Source organism: Bradyrhizobium sp., assembly GCF_035570375.1.
Classification (GTDB): Bacteria; Pseudomonadota; Alphaproteobacteria; order Rhizobiales; family Xanthobacteraceae; genus Bradyrhizobium.
In genome coordinates, this window is the sequence record NZ_DATMLW010000151.1 from 1 (window position 1) to 22,566 (window position 22,566).

17 protein-coding genes are annotated in these 22,566 nt (G+C 60.9%); 11 read left to right on the forward strand and 6 right to left on the reverse strand.

Annotation, left to right across the window (positions count from 1 at the left end; genetic code table 11):
* Nucleotides 1-347: 347 nt before the first annotated feature.
* On the reverse strand, nucleotides 348-1,151 hold the full coding sequence (locus VNX23_RS15600; protein ID WP_325631432.1) for an alpha/beta fold hydrolase: 804 nt from the start codon (nucleotides 1,149-1,151) through the stop codon (nucleotides 348-350).
* A 219-nt stretch (nucleotides 1,152-1,370) separates the two neighbouring features.
* Between VNX23_RS15600 and VNX23_RS15605 the strand changes: the two genes are divergently transcribed.
* A complete protein-coding gene (locus tag VNX23_RS15605; RefSeq protein ID WP_325631433.1) occupies nucleotides 1,371-2,897 on the forward strand; it encodes an aldehyde dehydrogenase in 1,527 nt (508 codons plus the stop codon).
* Between the two features lie 72 nt (nucleotides 2,898-2,969).
* On the forward strand, nucleotides 2,970-4,313 hold the full coding sequence (locus VNX23_RS15610; protein WP_325631435.1) for an MFS transporter: 1,344 nt from the start codon (nucleotides 2,970-2,972) through the stop codon (nucleotides 4,311-4,313).
* A 110-nt stretch (nucleotides 4,314-4,423) separates the two neighbouring features.
* On the opposite strand, the gene VNX23_RS15615 is transcribed toward VNX23_RS15610, so the two are convergent.
* Nucleotides 4,424-5,074, reverse strand: a complete 651-nt coding sequence (locus VNX23_RS15615) for a CoA transferase subunit B (RefSeq protein WP_325631437.1) — start codon at nucleotides 5,072-5,074, stop codon at nucleotides 4,424-4,426.
* The gene (locus tag VNX23_RS15620; RefSeq protein ID WP_325631439.1) at nucleotides 5,074-5,802 is read right to left on the reverse strand and encodes a CoA transferase subunit A; all 729 of its coding nucleotides are present in this window, start codon (nucleotides 5,800-5,802) and stop codon (nucleotides 5,074-5,076) included. Before VNX23_RS15620 ends, VNX23_RS15615 begins: the two co-directional genes overlap by 1 nt.
* A 401-nt stretch (nucleotides 5,803-6,203) precedes the next feature.
* On the opposite strand from VNX23_RS15620, the gene VNX23_RS15625 reads away from it, so the two are divergent.
* The 9 genes from VNX23_RS15625 to VNX23_RS15665 all read left to right on the forward strand — a co-directional run bounded on the left by VNX23_RS15625 (nucleotide 6,204) and on the right by VNX23_RS15665 (nucleotide 19,221).
* Nucleotides 6,204-8,138, forward strand: a complete 1,935-nt coding sequence (locus VNX23_RS15625) for an AsmA family protein (RefSeq protein ID WP_325631473.1) — start codon at nucleotides 6,204-6,206, stop codon at nucleotides 8,136-8,138.
* Between the two features lie 346 nt (nucleotides 8,139-8,484).
* The gene (locus VNX23_RS15630) at nucleotides 8,485-10,545 is read left to right on the forward strand and encodes a 3-hydroxybutyrate oligomer hydrolase family protein (protein WP_325631440.1); all 2,061 of its coding nucleotides are present in this window, start codon (nucleotides 8,485-8,487) and stop codon (nucleotides 10,543-10,545) included.
* A gap of 305 nt (nucleotides 10,546-10,850) precedes the next feature.
* Nucleotides 10,851-11,513: a VIT1/CCC1 transporter family protein gene (locus VNX23_RS15635; RefSeq protein ID WP_325631441.1), complete on the forward strand. Its 663-nt coding sequence runs from the start codon at nucleotides 10,851-10,853 to the stop codon at nucleotides 11,511-11,513.
* Between the two features lie 60 nt (nucleotides 11,514-11,573).
* Nucleotides 11,574-12,458, forward strand: coding sequence for a TorF family putative porin (locus tag VNX23_RS15640; protein ID WP_325631443.1), 885 nt, complete (start codon nucleotides 11,574-11,576; stop codon nucleotides 12,456-12,458).
* A 254-nt stretch (nucleotides 12,459-12,712) separates the two neighbouring features.
* On the forward strand, nucleotides 12,713-13,282 hold the full coding sequence (locus tag VNX23_RS15645) for a hypothetical protein (protein WP_325631444.1): 570 nt from the start codon (nucleotides 12,713-12,715) through the stop codon (nucleotides 13,280-13,282).
* A 568-nt stretch (nucleotides 13,283-13,850) separates the two neighbouring features.
* Nucleotides 13,851-14,960: a hypothetical protein gene (locus tag VNX23_RS15650; protein WP_325631446.1), complete on the forward strand. Its 1,110-nt coding sequence runs from the start codon at nucleotides 13,851-13,853 to the stop codon at nucleotides 14,958-14,960.
* Between the two features lie 911 nt (nucleotides 14,961-15,871).
* On the forward strand, nucleotides 15,872-17,233 hold the full coding sequence (locus tag VNX23_RS15655; protein ID WP_414643009.1) for an ABC transporter substrate-binding protein: 1,362 nt from the start codon (nucleotides 15,872-15,874) through the stop codon (nucleotides 17,231-17,233).
* 249 nt (nucleotides 17,234-17,482) lie between these two features.
* Nucleotides 17,483-18,358, forward strand: a complete 876-nt coding sequence (locus VNX23_RS15660; protein WP_325631450.1) for a sugar ABC transporter permease — start codon at nucleotides 17,483-17,485, stop codon at nucleotides 18,356-18,358.
* The gene (locus VNX23_RS15665) at nucleotides 18,355-19,221 is read left to right on the forward strand and encodes a carbohydrate ABC transporter permease (RefSeq protein ID WP_325631452.1); all 867 of its coding nucleotides are present in this window, start codon (nucleotides 18,355-18,357) and stop codon (nucleotides 19,219-19,221) included. The genes VNX23_RS15660 and VNX23_RS15665 overlap by 4 nt, the downstream gene beginning before the upstream one ends.
* A 204-nt stretch (nucleotides 19,222-19,425) precedes the next feature.
* Here the strand turns inward: VNX23_RS15665 and VNX23_RS15670 are convergent, their stop codons facing one another.
* From VNX23_RS15670 to VNX23_RS15680, 3 genes are all read right to left on the reverse strand, one after another.
* The gene (locus VNX23_RS15670; protein ID WP_325631453.1) at nucleotides 19,426-20,238 is read right to left on the reverse strand and encodes an ABC transporter permease; all 813 of its coding nucleotides are present in this window, start codon (nucleotides 20,236-20,238) and stop codon (nucleotides 19,426-19,428) included.
* A 136-nt stretch (nucleotides 20,239-20,374) separates the two neighbouring features.
* Nucleotides 20,375-21,289, reverse strand: a complete 915-nt coding sequence (locus VNX23_RS15675) for an ABC transporter permease (RefSeq protein WP_325631455.1) — start codon at nucleotides 21,287-21,289, stop codon at nucleotides 20,375-20,377.
* The gene (locus VNX23_RS15680; protein WP_325631457.1) at nucleotides 21,286-22,464 is read right to left on the reverse strand and encodes an ABC transporter ATP-binding protein; all 1,179 of its coding nucleotides are present in this window, start codon (nucleotides 22,462-22,464) and stop codon (nucleotides 21,286-21,288) included. The genes VNX23_RS15675 and VNX23_RS15680 overlap by 4 nt, the downstream gene beginning before the upstream one ends.
* Between the last annotated feature and the right edge of the window lie 102 nt (nucleotides 22,465-22,566).

Consider the following 22,566-nt stretch of genomic DNA (forward strand, 5'->3'; position numbering starts at 1 on the left):
CCAGGCAGAGAAATTATCCGACTGTGACGGCGGCATGGCGAGGTATTGGCCGCATGTGATCTTGCCCATATCGATTGTTAGCTGCGCATTCGCAACGACTGGAAGCATCGAGATGGCAAACGTCAGACCGATAAATCTGCATCTCATTGTGGTCGTCCTTGATGCTGGGTCTAGCCGGGATTTGGAGACGGCTGCCGCAAGGTCGCAAGGAAAACGGAGTCTCGCGCCGCTCATGTTGATCTAGATCAACGGGAGGTCCGCTTTGAGTCATGGATGGAGCTGCACGGCCGTATGGGTTTTCAGCACGTCCGGCTTCGGGTTGTTGAAGCCGTGAACCGCAACAAACCTCAAGGCACCGATTGGCCCACGGCAAGAAAATCCCCGATCGCGTCGAGGAACACGTCCGGTGCCTGTAGCTGCGGAACGTGCGCGCAGCCCGAAATGATTTCAAGCCGCGCGTCCGGCAGCATTTGTGCCAATTCAACCGACATCGTCGGCGGCGTCGCCTCGTCATGCTCGCCGACCAAGACCAGCACCGGCACCTTGACCCTCCAAAGCTCAGCCCGAAGGTCGAGCTCGGCCAAGGCTGCGCAGGCGTCCTGCAGAACTTTTGTGTCGGTGTTCAGGAAGGCCTCCCGGCGATCGCGCATCAGCTCGGGGTGGGCCGCCTGAAACTCCGGCGCAAACAACCGCCGCATCGCCACATCGGTGATCGCCGACAGCCCCTTGGCCTTCGCGGCCGCTGCCATGTTGCTGAACGCCTCGCGCCCGCTCTGCGAGAACGCAGCCCCGCAATCGGCGAGCACGAGTTTGTCGGCGATGGCAGGATGACGGATCGCCATCTGCAGCGCCACGAACCCGCCATAGCCGTTGCCGAGCACAATCGTCTCGCGGCCTGCGGCCGCATCCTTCACCGCTTCCGCCATGCGGTCGGCAACCGCGGCAAGACCGCCGCCGACCGCCTTCGAGCGGCCGAAGCCGGGCAGTTCCGGAACGACCACGTGATGGGAGCGCGCAAGTCGTGGTGCGATTGCATCGAAGCTTGCTCGGTCCGACAACAGCGAGTGAAACAGGAACAACGCCGGCGCCTGGCTTGAACCCGGGCCGAGTTCTAAAGCGTTCACCGTGCCGTTGGCGAAAAGGCGGTCCATGCCACTTATCATCCTGCCGCGTCAGTCAAAGGCGCCTCTCGACGAGACGGTCCGATTGATAAATCAAAATCCGCATCTTTCAAGCCATTCGCGACTTGACGCGATATTTTACGGCTGCGACATTGCCGGCGAATTTTTCCGGAAAATTCTCGTGCTTTTACGCAGTAAAGACGCGTGCTGCCGCCGCCGGGGTGCAATGCCGTGGACAAGGAGGGACGCATGAACGTTCCAGCAAAGCCCCATTGCATCGAGGTCGAGATTCACGGCAATTTCGTCGACGGGCGCGAGGTCGAGGCAGGCGGCGAGATGCTGGACGTGCACAATCCGGCAACCGGCGAGGTGATCGCAAAAATTCCGAACTCGACGCAGGAGGATGTCGACCGCGCGATGAAAAGCGCGCGGCTAGCCTTCGAGGGCCGGGTCTGGGGCGGCATGGACATCCGCGCCCGCGCCAAACTCGTCAACCAGCTGGCGGACGCGTTCGAGGCCAATCTCGAAAGCCTCTATCGGCTGGAGACCCTCAACAATGGCCGCCCCGTCAACGAGACGCGGGCGCAGCTTTCGAGGCTGCCGGATTTTTTCCGCTACTTCGCAGGCCTTGCGCTGGCGCGGCGCGATGCCGTCATTCCCGTCGAAGGCAGTTACCTGAACTACACGCTGCGCACGCCGATCGGGATCGTCGCCAACTGCACGCCCTTCAATCACCCGCTGATGATCATGTGCAAATCGCTGGCGGCCGTTCTGGCGAGCGGATGCGTGACCTTGGTCAAGCCCTCGGAATATACGCCGCTGACGACGTTGCGACTGGCGAAAATCTTCACCGAGGCTGGCCTGCCGCCGGGCGTATTCAACGTGGTGCTGGGCCTGGGCCAGACCACAGGGAGGTTATTGGCCGAGCATGGTGACATCGACAAGCTGGTCTTGACCGGCGGCACCGAAGCCGGCCGCATCGCCGGAAGTGCGGCCGCCAGAGCGTTCGCGCATCAGACCATGGAGCTCGGCGGCAAGACCCCGGTGATGGTGTTCGACGATTTCGACGTCGACCAGGCGGTGAATTATGCGGCGTTCGGCGCCTTCATCGGCGCAGGGCAAACCTGCGTCTGCGCCTCGCGCCACATCGTGCAGGCCTCGATCTATGACGAGTTCGTCGAAAAGCTGAAGGCAAAGACGGAAAGGATTCGGATCGGCGATCCCTTCGATTCGCAAACCCAGCTCGGTCCGGTGATCTCGGCACGCCAGCGCGACCGCGTCCTGTCCTATTGCAACTTCGGCCGCGACGAGGGCGCGCGGCTGGTGACGGGCGGCTTTCGCGCCAACGTGCCCGGCCACGACAATGGCTATTTCGTGCAGCCGACCGTGTTTGCCGACGTCAAATCCGACATGCGCATTTTCCAGGAAGAAGTGTTCGGACCCTTCACCTCGATCACGCCGTTCACCGACGAGGCGGACGCGTTGCGGCTTGCCAATGACTCCCCGTTCGGCTTGGCGGCGGCGATCCGCACCCGCGACGTCGGGCGCGCCCACCGTGTCGCAGCCGCAGTGAAGGCCGGCATCGTCTGGGTCAACGACCATCACCGGCTCGATCCGGCCTCGCCCTGGGGCGGCGTCGATGATTCCGGCGTCGGGCGCGAATTCGGCACCGAGAGTTTTGACGATCATTTCAATGTCAAGAGCGTGATGGTCGCGACCAATCCGATAGCCTTCGACTGGTACCGCGACACGGCGGCGCAGCGACGGCTGAACTGAACAAAAACGACAAGCAGCCAAGCCAAAAAAACACGGCGGCCCGCATTTTGATATCAGAGGGGGAAATTTCAGATGACTGCCACCGTAAACGCCGGCGCGCGTCTCGACCGCTTGCCGATCTCATCGTTTCACTATCGGATTTTCTGGCTGGTCGGTGCCGGGATGTTTTTCGATGGATACGATCTCTATGTCGCCGGCGGCGTGCTGGCCTCGACCGTGCAGAGCAAGTTCTCCACCGTTCCGCAGAATCTGCAGTTCATCTCGCTGACCTTTGTCGGCATGACGCTGGGCGCGCTGATCACCGGATTTGTCGGCGACAAGTTCGGCCGCCGCTTCACCTATCAGATCAATCTTCTGATCTTTGGGCTGGCCTCATTCGCAGCCGCCTTCGCGCAGGACATGACCCAGCTCATCGCCTGCCGGTTCGTGCAGGGACTTGGGTTAGGGGCCGAAATCGTGGTCGGCTATTCGACGCTCACCGAATTCGTGCCGCCGAAAACGCGCGGGCGCTGGCTGTCGATGATGGCGTTCCTCGTGGTCTCCGGATTTCCGGCTACCGCCCTGCTCGGCTATCTGATCATCCCGAACTTCGGCTGGCGGCCGATGTTCATCATCGCAGGCGCAGGTTCGCTTGTCGTCTGGTATCTGCGCAAGAACTTGCCGGAATCGCCGCGCTGGCTTGAATCTCAAGGCCGCACGAATGAGGCCGAATCGTTGATGCAGGCAATCGAAACCGAAGCCGCAGGCGGCAGGGCGCTGCCGCCGGTCGTGGTTCCCGCGCCCGTGCCGCAGGTTGCGGCGGCCGACTTGCTCAGGCCGCCGCTGTTGCAGCGCCTGGTCGTCGGCTGCTGGGTGTTGATCACGATCAACACCCTGATCTTCGGCTTCGTGATCTTTTTGCCGCAGTTCTTCCTGCGTCAGGGCCTCACCATTACCAATTCGCTCGCCTATACGCTCGTGCTCTCGGCCGCTTCGCTCGTCGGCTGCGCGCTCGGCGCCTACTTGTCCGATGCGATCGGACGGCGCATGAGCATCATCGGCGCCTCGATCGTCACCATCCTGTCCGGCTACGCCTATGCCCGTGCCAACGCGGCTTCCGATCCTGCGATCGTGCTCACGGTCGGATTCATCCTGATCGTCGCCATCTATGTGCAGACCGCGATTTTGTTCGGGGTCTACACACCGGAACTGTTCCCGACCGAGATGAGGTTGCGGGCCAACGGCATTTGCAACACCTTCGGACGCGGCGCGACCGTGGTCTCGCCCTTCATCATCGGCGCGCTGATGGCAAACTACAATTTGCCCGGCGTGGTCTGGCTGATGATCGGACTCGTGCTCGTGCAAATCGCGGTGGTGTGGACCTGGGGCGTCGAACCCCGCAATCGCGGCCTCGAGGATGTCGCCGCGAAGGCGTGAGCCAGGTCATCTAGGGTCGTCATTCCGGGGCGATGCGAAGCATCGAACCCGGAATCTCGAGATTCCGGGTCTGGTCCTTCGGACCATCCCGGAATGACTTCGTCGACACCCTACGCGTTCTTCAGCGCGACGCGGAATTCGGCCTCGGTCCTGGACTTGACCTCGTCGAGCGTGACGCCCTCGGCAAGCTCGATCAGCGCCATGCCGTCGTTGCCGTGCTTGTCGATGGTGAAGACCGCAAGATCGGTGACCACCATGTCCACCACCCGCTCGCCAGTCAGCGGCAGGGTGCACTTCTTCAGGAGTTTTGCACCGTCCTTGGCGGAATGCTCCATCACCACCACGACGCGCTTGACGCCAGCGACCAGATCCATCGCGCCGCCCATGCCCTTGACCATCTTGCCGGGGATCATCCAGTTGGCGAGATCGCCGTTCTGCGCCACCTGCATCGCGCCGAGGATCGAAAGGTCCATGTGGCCGCCGCGGATCATGCCGAACGAATCGGCCGAGGAGAAATAGCTGGTCGACGGCAATTCGCTCACCGTCTGCTTGCCGGCGTTGATGAGATCGGGATCTTCCTCGCCCTCGTAGGGGAACGGCCCCATCCCGAGCATGCCGTTCTCGCTCTGCAGCTGAACGTGCACGCCTTCGGGAATATAGTTGGAGACCAGCGTCGGAATACCGATGCCGAGATTGACATAGTAGCCGTCGCGCAACTCCTTCGCGGCACGCGCGGCCATCTGTTCGCGGGTCCAGGCCATCAGACTTCTGCTCCTGTTGCGTTCGCCGCAGGACGCGGCCTTGTGTTGCGGAATTCGATGCGTTTCTTGGCGGTGCCGACCTGGACGATGCGCGACACGAAGATACCCGGCGTGTGGATGTGATCCGGATTGATCTGGCCCACCGGCACCAGGTTTTCGACCTCGGCGACCGTGATCTTGGCGGCGGTCGCCATCATCGGATTGAAGTTCCGCGCGGTCTTGCGATAAACGAGGTTCCCTTCGGTGTCGCCCAACCAGGCGTGAACGATGGCGAGATCGGCAAACAGGCCGCGTTCCATCAGGTATTTCTCGCCGTCGAATTCCCGCACTTCCTTGCCTTCGGCAATCAGGGTGCCGACCCCGGTCTTGGTGAAGAAGGCCGGAATGCCGGCGCCACCGGCGCGAATGCGCTCAGCCAGCGTTCCCTGCGGGTTGAATTCGAGTTCCAGTTCGCCCGCGAGGTATTGCTGGGCGAACAACTTGTTCTCCCCGACATAGGAGGAGATCATCTTCTTGATCTGCCGCGTCTCGAGCAGCCGGCTCAGCCCGATGCCGTCGACGCCGGCGTTGTTGGAGACCACGGTCAGATTCTTCACGCCGGAATCGCGGATCGCGTCCGACAGGGTCTCGGCAATACCGCAAAGGCCGAAGCCGCCGGACATGATCATCATGCCGTCCTTGAGAAGGCCGTCGAGTGCCGATTTGGCGTCGGGATATACCTTGTTCATGAAATCTGACCTGATGGAGGGAGTGCTGACCCAAACTTTCGGCGGAGTATTAGGCGAAATGTTCGCAATGCGTCAATGACGGGAGATTTGGGCTTTCGGTCACCTCTCCCCGCGCGCGGGGAGAGGTCGGATCGCCGGCACGGGCGATCCGGGTGAGGGGGGACTCTTCACGCATTCGGTATCGCGGAGACTCCCCCTCACCCCGGCCCTCTCCCCGCAAGCGGGTTGAGGGAGCAGGGCGGTTCCCCGGCGGCCTTGAAAGCGTCAAGAAAACACTTCAGGTTGCGGAACTTGGCCGGGGTTTCATACCCTGCCTTTACCCTGCCTTTGTTTTCGGGCGGCTTGGACGTTCGATCTCGCAGGCTGAACAGGTTCAACCAGACCAGGATATGTCATTGACGATGGCCCAGGGAATAAGGCGCCTCGGGATGCCGATCGCGGCGTTTCTCGGCGTGGTACTGATCGGCCTGTTCGCGACGACCTGGCTGCTCAATCGGGACGCCCTTCGCGCGGCGGTTGAGGCGCAAATCCGCGCCGTGACCGGCCTCGACCTCGTGGTGAAAGGCAGCGCCGACATTTCGATCTTTCCGGGCAGCTATATCTCCTTTCACGACGTCGGCCTGAAGGGCGGCGGCACCGAGGAGCCGGCGCTTGCCGTCGACGTGCTGACGGCGAATTTGCGCCTGCTGCCGCTCCTGCTCCAGCGCTTCGAGATCGCCGATCTGATGCTGCTGCGCCCGCACATCAACGTGGTCCGCACCGCCGATGGCGAGAGCAACTGGACGCCGTTCATCGGCACGATTGCGCGCACCATGAAGCCCGGCGCCGACAATCAAGTGTCGTTTTCGGAAATCAGGATCCAGGACGGCACGCTCGCCTACGAGGACCTCGGCCGCCAGCTGACCGAGAAGCTCGACGATATCGATCTTTCGCTGGCCTGGCCCTCGATCTCACGCTCGTTCGCGGCCACCGGGCAATTCGACTGGCGCGGCGAGCGCGTCGACGGCAGTATCTCGATTTCCGACTTCATCGCCGCGCTTTCGGGCGACCGTTCGGGGCTGAAGGCGCGACTCGCCAGCGCGCCGATGAAACTCGCCTTCGACGGCACCGTGGCCAATCGAACCAGCATGATGATGGAAGGCACGCTGACGGTCGATTCGACGTCGTTGCGCAACGCGCTGCGCTGGACCGGGCAGGCGCCGCCGGGCCGCGGCGGATTCGGCCGCTTCGCGCTGAAGGCGCGCGCCAACGCGGTGGGAGCATCGATCGCGCTCACCAACGTCAATGTCGAACTCGACGGCAACTTCGCCGAAGGCGTGATGACCTATTCCAACAGCGGCCGCCAGTCGGTGCAGGCAACGCTAGCCGCCGACACGCTCGACTTCACGCCTTACGTCTCGACCTTCCGCCTGCTCGCGGGCGGTCACGACTGGAACAGGCAGCTGTTTGACCTCAATTCGCTCTCGACAACCGACCTCGACATGCGCCTGTCGGCGGCACGGGTGACCGTTGGCCCCTCAAAACTCGGACGAACCGCGATCGGCGCCAATTTGCGCAATGGCGCGCTGGCCTTGAGCATCGGCGAGGCGCAGGTCTATGGCGGCATCGCCAAGGGCTCGTTCGGACTGGCGCGGCTCGACACGGTGGCCGACGTGAAGGCCCAGTTCGAGTTCACCGACGTCGATCTGCAATCTTTCTTCAGCGAACTGTTCGGCATCAACAAGCTTTCGGGACGCGGCAATCTCAACGTTTCGCTGGCGGCGTCCGGCTCGAGCCCGTTTGCGCTCGCGCAATCGCTCGACGGCACGGCCTCGCTCACCGGTCACGACGGTGCGATTTCCGGCTTCAACATCGAGCAGTTGCTCAAGCGCCTCGAGCGGCGTCCGCTGTCCGGCGGCGGCAACTTCCGCTCGGGCACCTCGCCGTACGACAATCTCACCGTCGCGGTGAAATTTGCCGACGGCATCGCCACTACCGAGGACGTCCGCATCGAAGGACCCACGGCGCGGGTGGTGCTGACCGGCACCGCTTCGGTGCCGGCGCGCGAGTTCGACATGAAGGGCGTTGCGAGTCTCACTTCGAACGCGAATGCCGCGCCCGGTTTCGACCTGCCGTTCGTGGTGCAGGGGCCGTGGGACGATCCCTTGATCTTTCCCGATCCGGAGAGCCTGATCCGGCGTTCGCCGGCAAGCGCCCCGCTGTTGGATGCGGTCAAGGACCGCAAGACCCGCGACGCCGTGCGCTCGGTGCTCGAGCGCTTTACCGGCGGCGGACAAAAGGCGCCGGATGCGCCAGTGCCGATTCCGCCGGCCGCGGTGGACGCGAAGCCGAATTGAGCAACAAATAATTTGCGTGTTTCGTAAGCACTGGGCCGACTGTGCACCGATGAGCACTCCAGTGCGGCGAATTTGAAGTTCCTATCGGTATTGCGGCAAGTTCGTGATGGGAACTTCAAATTCAAAGCCGCTACTCAAATCAACAAGTAGGCCAGAGCTCCTTTGATTCCGAAGTTCGCATCAGAGGGCGCCGCGATTGCTTGCGAACTTCGGAATCGGAGCTCTAGTGGCGGCATTTGTTGCCGATCAGGGGTTGAGCTCGCCGTCAAGCACTCGTGTCAAAAATTTGTGCGTAGTAAGCTGATGGAAGCTGGACGCAAGAGCCAGCACCACATGGGAGTAGAACATGCTCAGGAATGTCAGGCTTGCCGCTACCTATTTCGCCTCCGTCTCGGTTCTGGCGCTTGTCGCCGCCACCACGAACACGCCCGCTCTGGCTGGCGACGAGGGTGTTATTCACACCCATTATGATGGCGTCACCAATGACCTCCTGACGGCTGGGCTTGGCAAGTCCGGGCTGGGCTCTGCGACACCGCCTTCCTTTGCCGATCCGCTTCACCCAACGGCCGAGGAACTGCGCCGGCTCGCGATCTACAACAATTACCGCGCTCTCGTCGATCCGACGCCGGGCGGCGGGTTTGGCACGCTTTACGGGCCGAACGTCACGGCCAACGGCACGGTGACGACGAGCGAGGGCCTGATTGCGGGCGATGAATACATCGCGTTCCACAAAGGCGGGGGCGGGCGCACCCGCGTGACCATGATGGTGCAGGTGCCCGACAGCTTCTCGAGCTGCATCATTACCGCGCCTTCGTCCGGTTCGCGCGGTGTCTACGGCGCGATCGCGACCGCGGGCGAATGGGGCCTCAAGCATGGCTGCGTGGTCGCCTACACCGACAAGGGCACCGGCACCGGGGCGGATGATCTGCAGAACAATACCGTCGACCTGATCCGCGGCGAGCGCGCTGACGCAGCGCAGGCTGGCGACGACTCGAACTTCACGGCGGCGATCTCGGATGGCGAGCGGGCGGCCTTCAACACCGCAACGCCCAATCGCTTCGCCTTCAAGCACGCCCACTCGCAGCAAAACCCCGAAAAGGACTGGGGCCAGAATGTGCTGCGCTCGATCAAGTTTGCCTTCGAGGTGCTCAACGAGAAATTCAGAGGCCAGGGCGTCGCGTTCGACAAGCGCAACACCATCGTGATCGCCTCCAGCGTGTCGAACGGCGGCGGTGCGTCTGCGCGCGCCGTAGAGCAGGACGACGAGCATTTGATCGACGGCCTTGCGGTTGGGGAGCCGAACGTCAATCCGAAATTCACGTCGAAATTCACGATTGTACAGCCCAGCGGCCAGACGTTTGCCGCGCACAGCCGGCCGCTGATCGATTACACCACCCTCATCGACGTCTTTCAGGGTTGCGCCAGTGCCGCGCCCGCCAACGCGGCAGCACCGCTCAACCTTGCACCAAGCCTGGCGCGGTGCGCGAGCCTCCATGCCGCGGGCCTGCTCACCTCGACCACAGCAACCGATCAGGCCAATGAGGCGCAGAAGATCCTCAATGATTTCGGCATCCAGCCGGAGCAGAATGTCGTGGCGCCGGGTTACTGGTTCGCTTTCGTGCACCAGGCGATCTCGGTGACGTATGCCAATGCCTACAGCCGCTCCAGCGTGCTCGATAATCTCTGCAACTTCAGTTTTGGCGCAACCAATGCGTCCGGCGCGCCAATTGCCCTTGCCGCAGCAGGCGAGGCCCAGATCTTCGGCTCGAGCAACGGCATTCCGCCGACCAGCGGCGTCAATCTGATCAACAATGCCGTGCCGGGGGGACCTAAGGAAGATCGCGCCTCGACGGCCGATCAAAACCTGGCGGGTGCGCTCTGCCTGCGCTCGCTCGCGCTCGGGCGTGACGCGGCTACCGGCGCTGCGCTGAATAAAGCGGAGGCGAAGGAGGCCGAGCAGATCGAGGAAAGCGTCGAGGAAATCACCGCCTCGGGCAATTTGCATCAAATTCCCTCGATCTTTGTCGCCGGGCGGAACGACGCGATTTTGCCGCTGAATTTCGCCGCGCGTGCCTATTTCGGGCTGAACAACATCGTCGAGGGCTCGCAAAGTCCGCTGCATTATTACGAGGTGACCAACGCCCAGCACCTCGACAGCTTCAATCAATTCCACGGCTACAATGCGCTGCTCGTTCCGCTGCATCGTTATTTCATCCAGGCGATGGATTTGATGTTCGACCACTTAAGGAACGGTCGCGCGCTGCCGCCGAGCCAGGTCGTGCATACGACGCCCCGGGGAGCGGGCGCGCCGCCGATCACGCTTGCCAACGTGCCGCCGATCGCCGACGCCCCGGCGCCGAATGTGCAGATCACCTTCGCTGGCGGGCAGGTGAGGATCCCGAACTGAGGGAATTCCGCCCGTGCGTTGGTGACGGACCACACAGGAAGCGGTGTAGAAGAAGGGCGCCCGAATAGAACCGGGCGCCCTCGATCAACGTGTTGATCGCCGTTCATGCGACAATCATTGGCTTTGACTTGCCGCGACTACCTACGCATCATCGGAATTCGCGGAGCGGCGCCAGGTTTCCAATCGTGTTTCGACACTGCACACCGTGCTCCCCGCGCCGACGGCGCATAAGGCTGTAACTCCATTGAATAAAGTAGTCGGAAAAATCGGCCGCTGAGATTGGGGCTAACGGGCGTTTTGATTTGATGTCAGCTGTTTCAGGTATTCCTTTGGTACGTGTGCTGGATCCGATGGAGCGGATCTCGGAGACCTTGTTCGGCCTTGTCATGGTCCTCACCTTCATCTGCAGCCTCGGTGTCGCGACAGCGGGCAACATCAAGATTCAAACGATGCTGATCGGTGCGCTCGGCTGCAACCTGGCTTGGGGCATCGTTGACGGCGGTCTTTATTTGTTGGCTCGCATCAATGAGCGGGGAGGCAATATCCTGACGCTTCGCGCGATACGGCAGGCGCGGGATCCGGAAACAGCGAGACGCGTCATCGCCGACGCATTGCCGCCGGAATTGGCGTCGATCTTGCCCATGGAGCAACTGGAACTGATGCGGCAAAAATTGCAGCAATTGCCTGAGCCGTACCAGCGTCCCAGGCTGACGAAACGAGACTGGATCGGAGCATTGGGTCTTTGCTTGCTAAGCTTCCTTTCGACTTTCCCGGTTGTAATCCCGTTCATATTCCTGAGCGACGCCAAATTAGCGTTGCGCATCTCCTACGCGGTCGCCATCGTGATGCTTTTCTGCTGTGGTTACGCCTTCGGATATCACAGCGGGCTTCGGCCCTGGGCGGCGGGTCTTTCGATGGTCGCTATTGGTGGTGCGCTGGTCAGCGTCGCAGTTGCTCTTGGGGGATGAATAACAGTGCGAGAGAGAGGTCGTGCAACGGTTTGGCACGTATGCAGCGCCTCGATAATTATGCTCGCAAGCTTGTGGTTTGCGCCCGGCGGTTTGGCGCGCGCCCAAACCCTCGAAATCAGCCCGGGCGGCGCGATCGGCCTTGGCAATCGCGGCTGGTCTGCGGCCGATACGAACCACGCAACGTCTGGGAATGAGTTCGAATTTAGCGCCCGGACCGGGGTGGCATCAGACTACATCTATCGCGGGACGACGCTTTCCGATCACCAGCCCGCAGCCGGCGGTGCCCTTGAAGCAAGATTTGGCCCGGTATACGCCGGTACCACAGTGGCCACCGTTGCCTTGCCGACTGAGCCAGCCGCTGAGTTGACCGCTACTGGCGGCGTCCGCCCGAAGATCGCGAACATCGATTTCGATCTCGGCGTCACTTATTTCGCCTATCCCGGAGAGAGGCTTCCCGGCGAGACGCACGGCATCAACTATTGGGAAGCGGTAGTCCGCGGCGACAGGAGCATCGGCGAGTCGATCCGCATCGCCAGCGGCTACGCCTTTTCTCCAGATGTTTCGAACACCGGCGCCTGGAGTCAGTATTTGGCGGCCGGGTTGGGCTTCGAGTTGCCAAGTCGTTTGCTGCCGAAGAACCTCGGCGTGTCGTTCACGACTGCTGCCGGCTATTCCTGGTTCGGCCATCAGGCTCCAAATCTCGGCGGCTTCCCGTTACCCGCCTATCTCAATTGGCAGGCGGGCGTGACCTTCACCTACAAGGTCCTCAACCTCGATCTGCGCTACTACGACACCAATCTGTCGAAAGAAAACTGTTTTGTCTTTACCGGGGATCCAAACGCGCGACCGGGCGGCCGTGTCGATCCCATTACCAACCCGGCTGGCTTGGTCTCGAACTGGTGCGGTGCAACGTTTGTTGCCAAAGCCTGGTTTGCGTTTTAAGCGGCTTATCGCAGATGAGCCGAGACAGTCGACGTCCGCTTGCGTCACAAACCAGCGTAAACGGAACCTCTAAAGCGATTGCCCGCTCTGCCGAATCGCTTCGAGTTACTGGGGTATCCTTCTAGGAGTCAATCGACACACGCAAAAATTTCGGTGCGGTTGACACTAATCATTTTAGGAAACCAGGGGTTGCGCCCGCTTCAGACGACCCCAACTCCAATCGTTTAGAAGGGTCATCGTTTTGGGGAATCGCAATGGAAAAACTATTTCAGTATTCGCTGTTCGCTATATTTGAGCAAAGAAAAACGCTCGCGGTGCGAGAAGTCGAAAATCTAGAGCGCTCGATTCTCCGCGGCCCGACGCTCGAGGGACTATTGCAAGAGATAGCCGCGAAGCACGAACTTGATGTCGCACACTTCCAAGGTGAGGTTGTGGCGAAGAGGCGTATCGAGGAACGAGACGTGTCTGATGGCTTTGGTGGCCATCATCACGTCAAAGAGCCGTGGCTAGATGTCAGTGTCCCATTCGTTGGCGACGCTGACAGTTTCCGGATTGCTTCGTCTAATTGTAGCATTCCGGATCGCCGTGTGCGTATCGGTCAGAACCAATTGGTGATCTCAGTTCGTGACGATGATGGCGCTGACGCTGCCATCGAGACGTTTAAATCGATTGTAAGCGGAAATCTGCGGACGCTGCAGTCAGAAGCGCGGCAGATGAAGTCGCAACTCGAACAGGCAATCCGGCAAGCGGCGGATCGCCGAAGGGCTGAAGTCGACGCTCAGGATGAACGTGACAAGAGCCGTAGTTTCCGCGTCATCAACTGAGCGTCGACGCACGGCCGATAAGAACGCCAAATCGAGATTCATTCCAGAAGAGTGAGAGAACTAACTGGACAGCAAGGCTAGCCCGGTTAAGCGATATCCGCGATTTTCTCCAAGCCCGCATATCGCAGCGCTCATGCGGGCTACTTGCTGGATCAGGATGAGCTGACGAGGCCTGGCTGGCCGATCTCGAACAGCGTTTCGTCTACTCACTTACGGTCAGAGCGGCGCGGACGTGCGACCCGACTTCCCGCAAGCGAGGATGGCGACCGGATGAATTGCATCGGCTGCCGCCGGGTTTGGGGAAACAAAAAGGACTAGAAGTGGGAAACTTGCTATTCATTTTGATCCAATATTGGGTGGCCAAGGCAGCAGGAATTTTCGCTGTCCTTTTTCGCTCAAGGGAAATGGACTTACCCGAAATCGAGCGACGTTTTTTCAACTCGGACTACCACGCAAAACGATAATCAAAGCTCTACGCACGGCTATTGAAAGGGTTTTTGGTTCGAGACACTCCACAATTCTTATGAGGTCATCGGCGTTTCTATTCCTTGCAGCAATCGCGTGCCTCGTGACGCTGCAATTTGTATATGTGGGCACCGACCAACTTTTCGCCTTCCTGAAGAACGGACTTGCGATTGAGTTACGGCCTGACGAATACGATAGGTTTCGGAGCGCTGCAGGAAGCGCATTTGATCGCCTGCTAACACCAGATCATTTTTTTCATGCTAGTTATTTCGTTAATGTCACGGCAGCACTATTCATATTTGCGTATGGAGTTTTGTCTGCGTGCAGCGCCGTCGTTTTCGTGGGCCTGTATCGATTTGTCGCCTGGTTCTCGCAGGATAATCCAATCACCATTTCGCAGATTCTTTTCCGCCTATTTCGCTTGCTCGCCCTTATACTTGTGGCCGATGGAGTGTTTCTGATGATTTCCGTTGGTGCGCCGCTCTTGTTGAGCCGCATCATCGACATCCAACCGTTTCAACGGTCTGACGTGCAGAATATTGAGTGGGCGGACGGCTTCCACGACACGCTCATCTATAGTGTAGGGATATTTCGGAATCAGGTCGATGATAAGCCATATATTCAATACCAGTTTAGGTTGGGTGTCGGTCAGATCAAACCATCAGACATTGCGGTTACACCGGGAACGCCGCGACCTGTTTTGGACCAGCTGCTTGGCTCAGGCGGGCATTACCCCTTGTCTACTGACAAATTCTGTGTTGATGCGGGGGTAACCAACAGATTGGAATGCGGTCGTCGTCTAACCGACGAAGCGTTTGTACGCATTCGGAACGTGCCCATGGATGTCTGGCGTGGCTTTGCACGCCAAGTCTTTGAGCATGTGGGCAAGGCCGTTTGCCTAGACACCGACGTTATGCAGCGGGACATTTGGGGACGGAACCTTTCACCTAGCGTCCGATTTGCATTCATATTGTTTTTGCCGTTTTTAGTTACCACCGTGCTGGTGTGGTGGCTTGGAGCGCTGCTTGTTCCCATCTTGGGATGCCTGTACCTCTTGAACCGCTTCGTAGTGAGGGTCGGCAGGTGGCAAATTATCAGCTCTGAAACCGGCCTTAACTTGATGGCAAAGCACGGTTGGACGCTGCTCGCGTTGCCTTTGGTAATACTGCTCGCATTACTACAGTTAACTCGTAAGACGTACTGTGGGGGTTAGGAAGGGAGCTCGACGAATTCAACTAAATCAACGCGCGCCAAAACACGAATTTTTCCAACCCGATCAACCTGTTTCTACCTGTCCAGTCCTGTCCATAAAAATATTTCCCTTCGCGCTTCCCCCAAATCACATCCATGATTCGCCCATCCCGTCCCATACGAGGGGCGTTTCGCGATCGTCACGGACGTGAGGCGGGATGCGGTGGACGCCGATGGCACGCAAGGACGAAGCGCGCTGTCGCGGACGGCGAAGTCGTGTGGTCCTGACATCCCGACGCTGATGTCAAGCCTGTCGAGGTGATGATCTCGCGGGCGATGGTGGCAACAAAGCCCGGCTCACCAGGGAGAGCGCGAAGGAAACCGTTAAAACCAATCGCGTGCGGGAATGCCGGGTCGATCCGGTGGACCTGTGGTGACTTACTCGTGTGCTTTTGTTTTTCGCACGCGAGGCTGCGGGTGCATTGGACACCCGGCATTCCCCACGCCCTCCGGGGCGGAACTGTTGATGACAAAACTCGCGCGCATGCGACGAGATCGCAAAGCCGTGTCGCTAAATCTTGGCTGTTTGAAAATGGATTCGGCGCATCCACGTCTTGTTCCCTCCCCCCTTTGTGGGGGAGGGCCAGGGAGGGGGGTGGCCGCATCGGCACTGCTCGTGTGGAACGTTCATCGTGAAGGCACCACCACCCGTGTGGGCCCCTCTCCCCAACCCTCCCCCACAAGGGGGGAGGGAGCGCACCGCCGTTGTGGAGATAGCAACACTCCCAACTGAAGCCGGAAGACGAAATTATTTCGCTACCTGCGTGCGAAAAGATGCCGCTGGCTCGCCTCGAAACCCTGCGCTAGTGTTTCATCCAACCGGTTAAAAAAAGATCGGCGGGAACAGGGAGGAATGACGTGAAATCACGTGGAATGATCGGGCTTGCCGTCGCGCTCGCGGCGATGCTGTGCGCCACGATGCCGGCGCTCGCCCAGCAAAAAATCACCGTCTGGTTCGGCAAGGGCTTTTACAAATCCGAGGACGACGCGCTGCTCGAGGCGATCAAGAAATTCGAGGCCAAGACCGGCATCAAGGTCGAGCTGTCGCAATATGCGATCCAGGACATGATCCCGAAGACGGTCGCGGCGCTTGATTCCGGCAACGTGCCGGATGTCGCCTATTCCGACAGCTACGACGTGCAGGCACAGGGCAAATGGGCGTTCGAAGGCAAGCTCGAAGACCTTTCCGACATCCTGCTGCCGATGAAATCGGCATTCGCGCCGAACACGCTGGAGACCGCCAATCTCTATAACGACCAGACGAAGAAGAAGGCCTATTACGGCTTCCCGCTGAAGCAGCAGAGCATGCATGTGCAGATCTGGCAGGACATGCTGGAGCAGGCGGGCTTCAAGGTGAGCGACATCCCGGCCAAATGGGCGGACTACTGGTCGTTCTGGTGCGACAAGGTGCAGCCAGCCATTCGAAAAGCGACGGGCACGCGCATCTACGGCGTCGGCCAGCCGATGGGTGTGGAATCGACCGATTCGTTCCAGTCGTTCTACACCTTCATGGATGCCTACAACGTCAAGCTGGTCGATGACGACGGCAAGCTGCTGGTCGACGATCCCAAGGTTCGCGACGGCCTGATCCACGCACTGAAGGATTACACCGACACCTACATCAGGGGCTGCACGCCGCCCTCCTCCACCACCTGGAAGGATCCCGACAACAACGTCGCCTTCCACAACAGGACGATCGTGATGACGCACAACTTCACGATCTCGATCGCGGCGAAGTGGCTTGACGATGCCAACAACCCGGCGCTGACCCCCGAACAGCGCGCTGCCGGCAAGAAAGCGTACGAGGAGACCATCGTCACCGCCTCGTTCCCGAACAAGCCGGACGGCACGCCGATCAAGTACCGCTCCGACGTCAAGACCGGCCTGATCTTTGCGGTCGCGAAGAACAAGGCGCAGGGCAAGGAATTCGTCAAATTCCTGCTGCAGGAAGAAAATCTCCAGCCCTATGTCGAGGGCGCGTTGGGGCGCTGGTTCCCGGTGACGGTCGCCGGCCAGAGCAGCCCGTTCTGGCAGGCGGATCGCCATCGCAAGGCGGTCTACAACCAGTTCACGGGCGGCACGCAACCATTCGATTTCACGAAGAACTGGAAGTTCACGATCCTCAACAACGAGAACGTCTGGGCAAAGGCGATGAACCGCGTGGTCAGCGAGAAGGTGCCGGTCGACAAGGCGGTCGACGAGCTGATCGCCCGCATCAAGGAGGTGGCGGGGTAGCCTCCTATCCCTCCCCCGCGGAACGCGTGGGGAGGGTGGCCGTCGCGAAGCGACGGTCGGGTGGGGGCGTTAGCGTCATCAAGAAAGTTACAAAGATTGAGGAAGAACTTTAGAGGACCCCCACCCCGGCTCGCTTCCGCTCGCCGACCCTCCCCACAGGGGGGAGGGAGAAGACAGCGCCAGCGATAGGCGATAGCAATGCCGCAAGCGGGGCGAGGTGCGAGAAGCAAGAGATCTGAGTAACCAAACATGGCGATCACCCTTGCAGCACCCGATTCTGCCGTGCCCGGCGCGCCGCTTCCGGCGCGGCTGTCGACACCGCAGGTCTGGGGCATCGTGATGATCGTGCCCTACCTCCTGGTGTTCCTCGCCTTCGTCGTCTATCCGGTCGGCTACGGCTTCTGGCTGGCGCGGCAGCCATCGAACTATGTCGCGCTCTTTCACGATCCGATCTTCGCGCGCGCCGCCGTCAACACGCTGATCTTCCTCGTCGTCGGCATCAACCTGAAAATGCTGATCGCGCTGTTCCTGTCCGGTTTCTTCGTGCAGTCGCGAAGCTGGATCAAATGGCTTTCCGTGATTTTCATCCTGCCCTGGGCGGTACCGTCGATCCCGACCATCCTGTCGGTGCGTTTCATGCTCAATCCCGAATGGGGCATGGTCAACCAGCTGATTTTCAAATTCACCGGCGACGACGGCCCGAACTGGCTGAACGATCCGACCGTGGCGCTTTCGATGGCGATCGGCGTGCACATCTGGAAATCGCTGCCGTTCTGGACGTTGATCCTGATGACGGGACGGCTCGCGATCTCGCAGGACCTGTTCGAGGCCGCCGAGGTTGACGGCGCGAGCTGGTGGCAGAAATTCCGCTATATCACCTGGCCGTCGATGCTGCCGCTGTACCTGACCTGCACGCTGCTCTCGATGATCTGGACGCTCGGCGACTTCAACAGTGTCTACCTGTTGACGGGTGGCGGACCGGCCGATCTTACCCACGTGCTCTCGACGCTCGGTATCCGCTACCTGCGGCTCGACCAGCTCAACCTCGCCATGGCCTCGATCGTCTGCGCGATGCCGCTGGTGCTGCCGCTGGTCTATTTCATGATGAAACGGTTGTCGCGATGAAGCTCCCGGCTCTAAGGCTTCCGACCTGGCGCGAAGCCGGCCACGAGGCGCGGCTGCTCCTGATCGGCATTCCCGTCCTGATCTGGACGCTGGTTCCGATCTACCACATGTTCGTGTTCGCGATCTCGCCGAAGGAAGATGCTTTCTCCGGCAAATTGTGGCCCACTCATCCGACCCTGCACAATTTCGAGATCGTATTTTACCAGCAGCACTATTTCCTGCGGGATTTCTGGGTGCAGCTTGGCAATTCGACCGTGATCGCGGCTTCCGTCGGCGCGCTGACGCTTTTCATTGCGACCGCGGCCGCCTTTGCGATCTCGCGCCTGCGCGTGCCGGGCGGACGCATGGTGCTCAACCTGGCGCTGTTCACCTACTTCATTCCGGCGGCCTTCCTGGCCGTGCCGATGTACCGCACCATGGGCAATTACGGCCTGCTCAACACCAGCTGGGCGCTGATTCTCGCGATGGTGACGATTGCCTCGCCTTACGCCATCTGGGTGCTGAAACAGGCCTCCGACAAGCTGCCGGTGGAGCTCGATGAAGCCGCCGTGATGGACGGCGCGACCTCCTTGCAGATCTTCCGCCTGGTCTACGTTCCCCTGATGATGCCGTCGCTGGTCGCGATCGGTACCTATGCGGTGCTGCTCGCCTGGAACGAATATCTCTATGCGTTTTTGCTGCTCTCGAACGACCGCGACATCACGCTGCCCGTGGCGCTCGGCAATTTTCTGGCCGCCGACGACTCGCCCTGGGAATTGCTGATGACCACCGGCTTCATCTACGCGCTGCCGCCGGCCGCGATCTACTACGCCTTCCGCCGCTACATGGTGGGCGGGCTCACCGCGGGCGCGGTGAAGTCGTGATCAGTTTGAATTTGTCATTCCGGGATGCGCCGCCAGGCGCAGGCCCGGAATCCATACTCCCGATGGCGGTTATGGATTCCGGGCTCGCTCGTTTCACTCGCGCCCCGGAATGACGGTGCAGGAGGTGACAGGTATGCTTCGTCGCGGGAGCCTGTCATCGGGCCGCGCTTTGCGCGGACCCGTTGGCTCCTCGCAATGACAGAATCACAGCGGCGCGCCGCTCTCCCCCCTCGCATCGGAAAGCTTCGCAGCCAGCGAGGCAACAATGATCACCGCCGCGATCAGCGCGATCACCAGCGTACAGATCGCGTTGATTTCAGGTTTCACGCCAAGCCGCACCTCCGAATAGATACGGATCGGCAGCGTCGCCGAACCCGGTCCTGTGGTGAAGCTTGCGATCACAAGATCGTCGAGCGACAGCGTGAAGGCGAGCATCCAGCCTGCGGCGATCGAGGGCAGAATCAACGGCAGCGTCACCGCGGCAAAGGCGCGCGCCGGATTGCAGCCGAGGTCCATCGCGGCCTCTTCCAGGGTCGGATCGAGCGAGGTAAGGCGCGACTGCACCACCACGGCGACGAAGCACATGGTGAGCGTGGTGTGGGCGATGGTCACGGTCCAGAAGCCGCGCCCGGCGCCGAGCGCCACGAACAACAACAGCAACGAAAGCCCGGTGATGACTTCGGGCATTACCAGCGGCGCGTAGAGCATGCCGGAGAACAGCGTGCGTCCGGTGAAATCGGCGCCGCGCGACAGCGCGAGTGCGGCCAGCGTGCCGAGCAGCGTCGCAAGGCTCGCGGAGGTCACCGCGACGCGCAAGCTCATCCAGGCGGCATCGAGCATCGCCTGATCGTTGAAGAATTCAAAATACCAGCGCAACGACCAGCCGCCCCACACCGTGACCAGCCGCGAGGCGTTGAACGAATAGATCACGAGAATCACGATCGGCAGATACAGAAACGCCAGTCCCAGCGCGAGCGTGGTGATGTTGAAGGTGGAAAGTCTGTGCGACGGATTCATCGGCGCCCCACTTTCTTTTCCCTGCCCCATTGGTCAGGGAGGGGGGTGACGCGAAGGCCCTTGTTAACACCACCCCCACCCGCAACCCCTCCCCACAACGGGCAGGGGAGCGAGAAAGCGTGTCGGACAGCCAACATCACCAGGTGCGCTCCAATTGCGTCCGCTGCAGGCGGTCGTAGATCAGCAAGGGCGCAAGCAACAACAACAGGAGGACGACTGCCACGGCGGAGGCGACCGGCCAATCCTTGTTGGTGAAAAATTCCAGCCACAGTGTCTGGCCGATCATCAGCGAATTCGAGCCCGCCAGCAAATCGGGCGTGACGAATTCGCCGACGATCGGAATGAAGCACAGCAAAACGCCCGCGCCGACGCCGGGCAACGACAGCGGGAACGTCACCAGCCAGAACGATTGCAGCCGCGAGGCGCCGAGATCGCCGGCCGCCTCCAGGAGCGCGCGATCCATTTTGGCAAGCGTCGCATAGATCGGGAGGATCATGAACGGCAGATAGGAATAGACGATGCCGATATACATCGCGGTGTCGGTTGAGAGCCACACCAGCGGCGCCGCGACCAGACGCAGGGCAACAAGAACCTGGTTCAGCAATCCGTCATGCTGCAGGATGTTGATCCAGGCATAGATGCGGATCAAAAACGACGTCCAGAACGGAACGATCACCAGCATCATCGCCACGCTCTGCCAGCCTCGCGGCAGGCGCGCCATGCCATAGGCGATCGGATAGCCGATTCCGAGCAGGATCGACGTCGAGACCGCGGCGACGAAGAGGCTGCGCGCATATGAAAGGATGTAGAGATTGTCGGAGACGAGCAGCGTGAAATTGTCGAACGAAAGGCCGAGGAATGCCGCAACGATCCCCGCGATCCCCTCCTCCGCGTCGAACACCGGCGTATAGGGAGGCTGCGCGATTGCGGTTTGCGACAGGCTTATCTTCAGGACGAAGACGAATGGCACCAGGAAGAACAGCGCCATCCAGAGATAGGGCGCCAGGCCCGCAAGCCGCGCCGGGCGCGCGAAGATGGAACGCGCGCTCATTGCTCCAGCACCACGCAATCGTCCGGCGTGAACCACGCCACCACGCGCTGGTTCACGCTGTAGGCGTCAAGATCGATCCGCGCGGTGTTCGCCATCGACGCGCGCAGCACGGCGCCCGAGTCCAGCCTCACCTTGTAGGTGGTCACGCCGCCGAGATAGCCGATATCGGTCACGATCCCTTCCATCCGGTTCAGCGCCGGCGTGTTCTCCGACACGGGACCACGGCGCGACAGCTTGATCTTTTCGGGACGGATCGCGACGCAGACATCGTCCTTGACGATGGCCTGGCGCGGTTCGGCGGCATAGACGGTCCCGGCATCGCGCGTGGCAATCACGAGCCGCCGCGCCATCGTCACGGGAGTGCGCTGGCGATGGATCTGCCCGTCGATCAGGTTGATGTCGCCCACGAACTGCGCAGCCCAGCGTGTCGCCGGCGCCTCATACAGTTCGCGCGGCGTCGCAACCTGTTCGAGGCGGCCGGCATTCATCACGCCGATCCGGCTCGCCACCGTCATCGCCTCCTCCTGGTCATGGGTGACGATGATGAAGGTGAGGCCGAGCCGCCGCTGCAGTTCCATCAGTTCGAGCTGCGTGCCTTCGCGCAGCTTCTTGTCGAGCGCTGCAAGCGGCTCGTCGAGCAGCAAAACCTGCGGGCGCCGCGCCAGCGAGCGCGCCAGCGCCACGCGCTGTTTTTGTCCGCCGGAGAGCTGGTCGGGCTTGCGCTTCTCCAGACCCTCGAGCTTCGCCAGCGCAACCATCTCGGCGACGCGGGCGTCGATCTCCGACCGCGGCAGGCGCGCACGCCTCAATCCGAACGCGATGTTCTCATGCACGTTGAGATGGGGAAACAGGGCATAATTCTGGAACATCATGTTGACGGGTCGCTCGTGCGGCAGGACCGGCGCGATGTCCTCGCCATTGAGCAGAATGCGCCCCTGATCGGGCGTTTCGAACCCGGCCAGCATCCTGAGCAGCGTGGTCTTGCCGCAGCCGCTTGGACCGAGCAGGGCGAAAAATTCCCCGGTCCGGATGTCGAGCGATAAACCGTCAACGGCGCGAAAGCTGCCGAATTCCTTGACGACCGCTTCGATTCGCAACAGCGGCAGGCCGGATGTGGCTGGCGCTTCCGGCGTCCGCGCCTCCGCTTGCGCCGCTTTCGACGTGTCCTCGGTCATGACGATCACTCGCCCCACTCACGCCGGAACCTAGCGGCGGACCGGTCCCGGCTCAACTGCCAGGGGTTGTGTTAGGTGTTGAAGAGTGGGCTTGTGCCGCCC

Coding starts and splice junctions, on each gene's coding strand:
- VNX23_RS15680 (WP_325631457.1), bottom strand. CDS start 22,464: ATGACCGAGGACACGTCGAAAGCGGCGCAAGCGGAGGCGCGGACGCCG.
- VNX23_RS15655 (WP_414643009.1), top strand. CDS start 15,872: ATGATCGGGCTTGCCGTCGCGCTCGCGGCGATGCTGTGCGCCACGATG.
- VNX23_RS15615 (WP_325631437.1), bottom strand. CDS start 5,074: ATGGCCTGGACCCGCGAACAGATGGCCGCGCGTGCCGCGAAGGAGTTG.
- VNX23_RS15610 (WP_325631435.1), top strand. CDS start 2,970: ATGACTGCCACCGTAAACGCCGGCGCGCGTCTCGACCGCTTGCCGATC.
- VNX23_RS15665 (WP_325631452.1), top strand. CDS start 18,355: ATGAAGCTCCCGGCTCTAAGGCTTCCGACCTGGCGCGAAGCCGGCCAC.
- VNX23_RS15645 (WP_325631444.1), top strand. CDS start 12,713: ATGGAAAAACTATTTCAGTATTCGCTGTTCGCTATATTTGAGCAAAGA.
- VNX23_RS15635 (WP_325631441.1), top strand. CDS start 10,851: ATGTCAGCTGTTTCAGGTATTCCTTTGGTACGTGTGCTGGATCCGATG.
- VNX23_RS15670 (WP_325631453.1), bottom strand. CDS start 20,238: ATGAATCCGTCGCACAGACTTTCCACCTTCAACATCACCACGCTCGCG.
- VNX23_RS15600 (WP_325631432.1), bottom strand. CDS start 1,151: ATGGACCGCCTTTTCGCCAACGGCACGGTGAACGCTTTAGAACTCGGC.
- VNX23_RS15675 (WP_325631455.1), bottom strand. CDS start 21,289: ATGAGCGCGCGTTCCATCTTCGCGCGCCCGGCGCGGCTTGCGGGCCTG.
- VNX23_RS15625 (WP_325631473.1), top strand. CDS start 6,204: ATGGCCCAGGGAATAAGGCGCCTCGGGATGCCGATCGCGGCGTTTCTC.
- VNX23_RS15620 (WP_325631439.1), bottom strand. CDS start 5,802: ATGAACAAGGTATATCCCGACGCCAAATCGGCACTCGACGGCCTTCTC.
- VNX23_RS15605 (WP_325631433.1), top strand. CDS start 1,371: ATGAACGTTCCAGCAAAGCCCCATTGCATCGAGGTCGAGATTCACGGC.
- VNX23_RS15640 (WP_325631443.1), top strand. CDS start 11,574: ATGCTCGCAAGCTTGTGGTTTGCGCCCGGCGGTTTGGCGCGCGCCCAA.
- VNX23_RS15630 (WP_325631440.1), top strand. CDS start 8,485: ATGCTCAGGAATGTCAGGCTTGCCGCTACCTATTTCGCCTCCGTCTCG.
- VNX23_RS15660 (WP_325631450.1), top strand. CDS start 17,483: ATGGCGATCACCCTTGCAGCACCCGATTCTGCCGTGCCCGGCGCGCCG.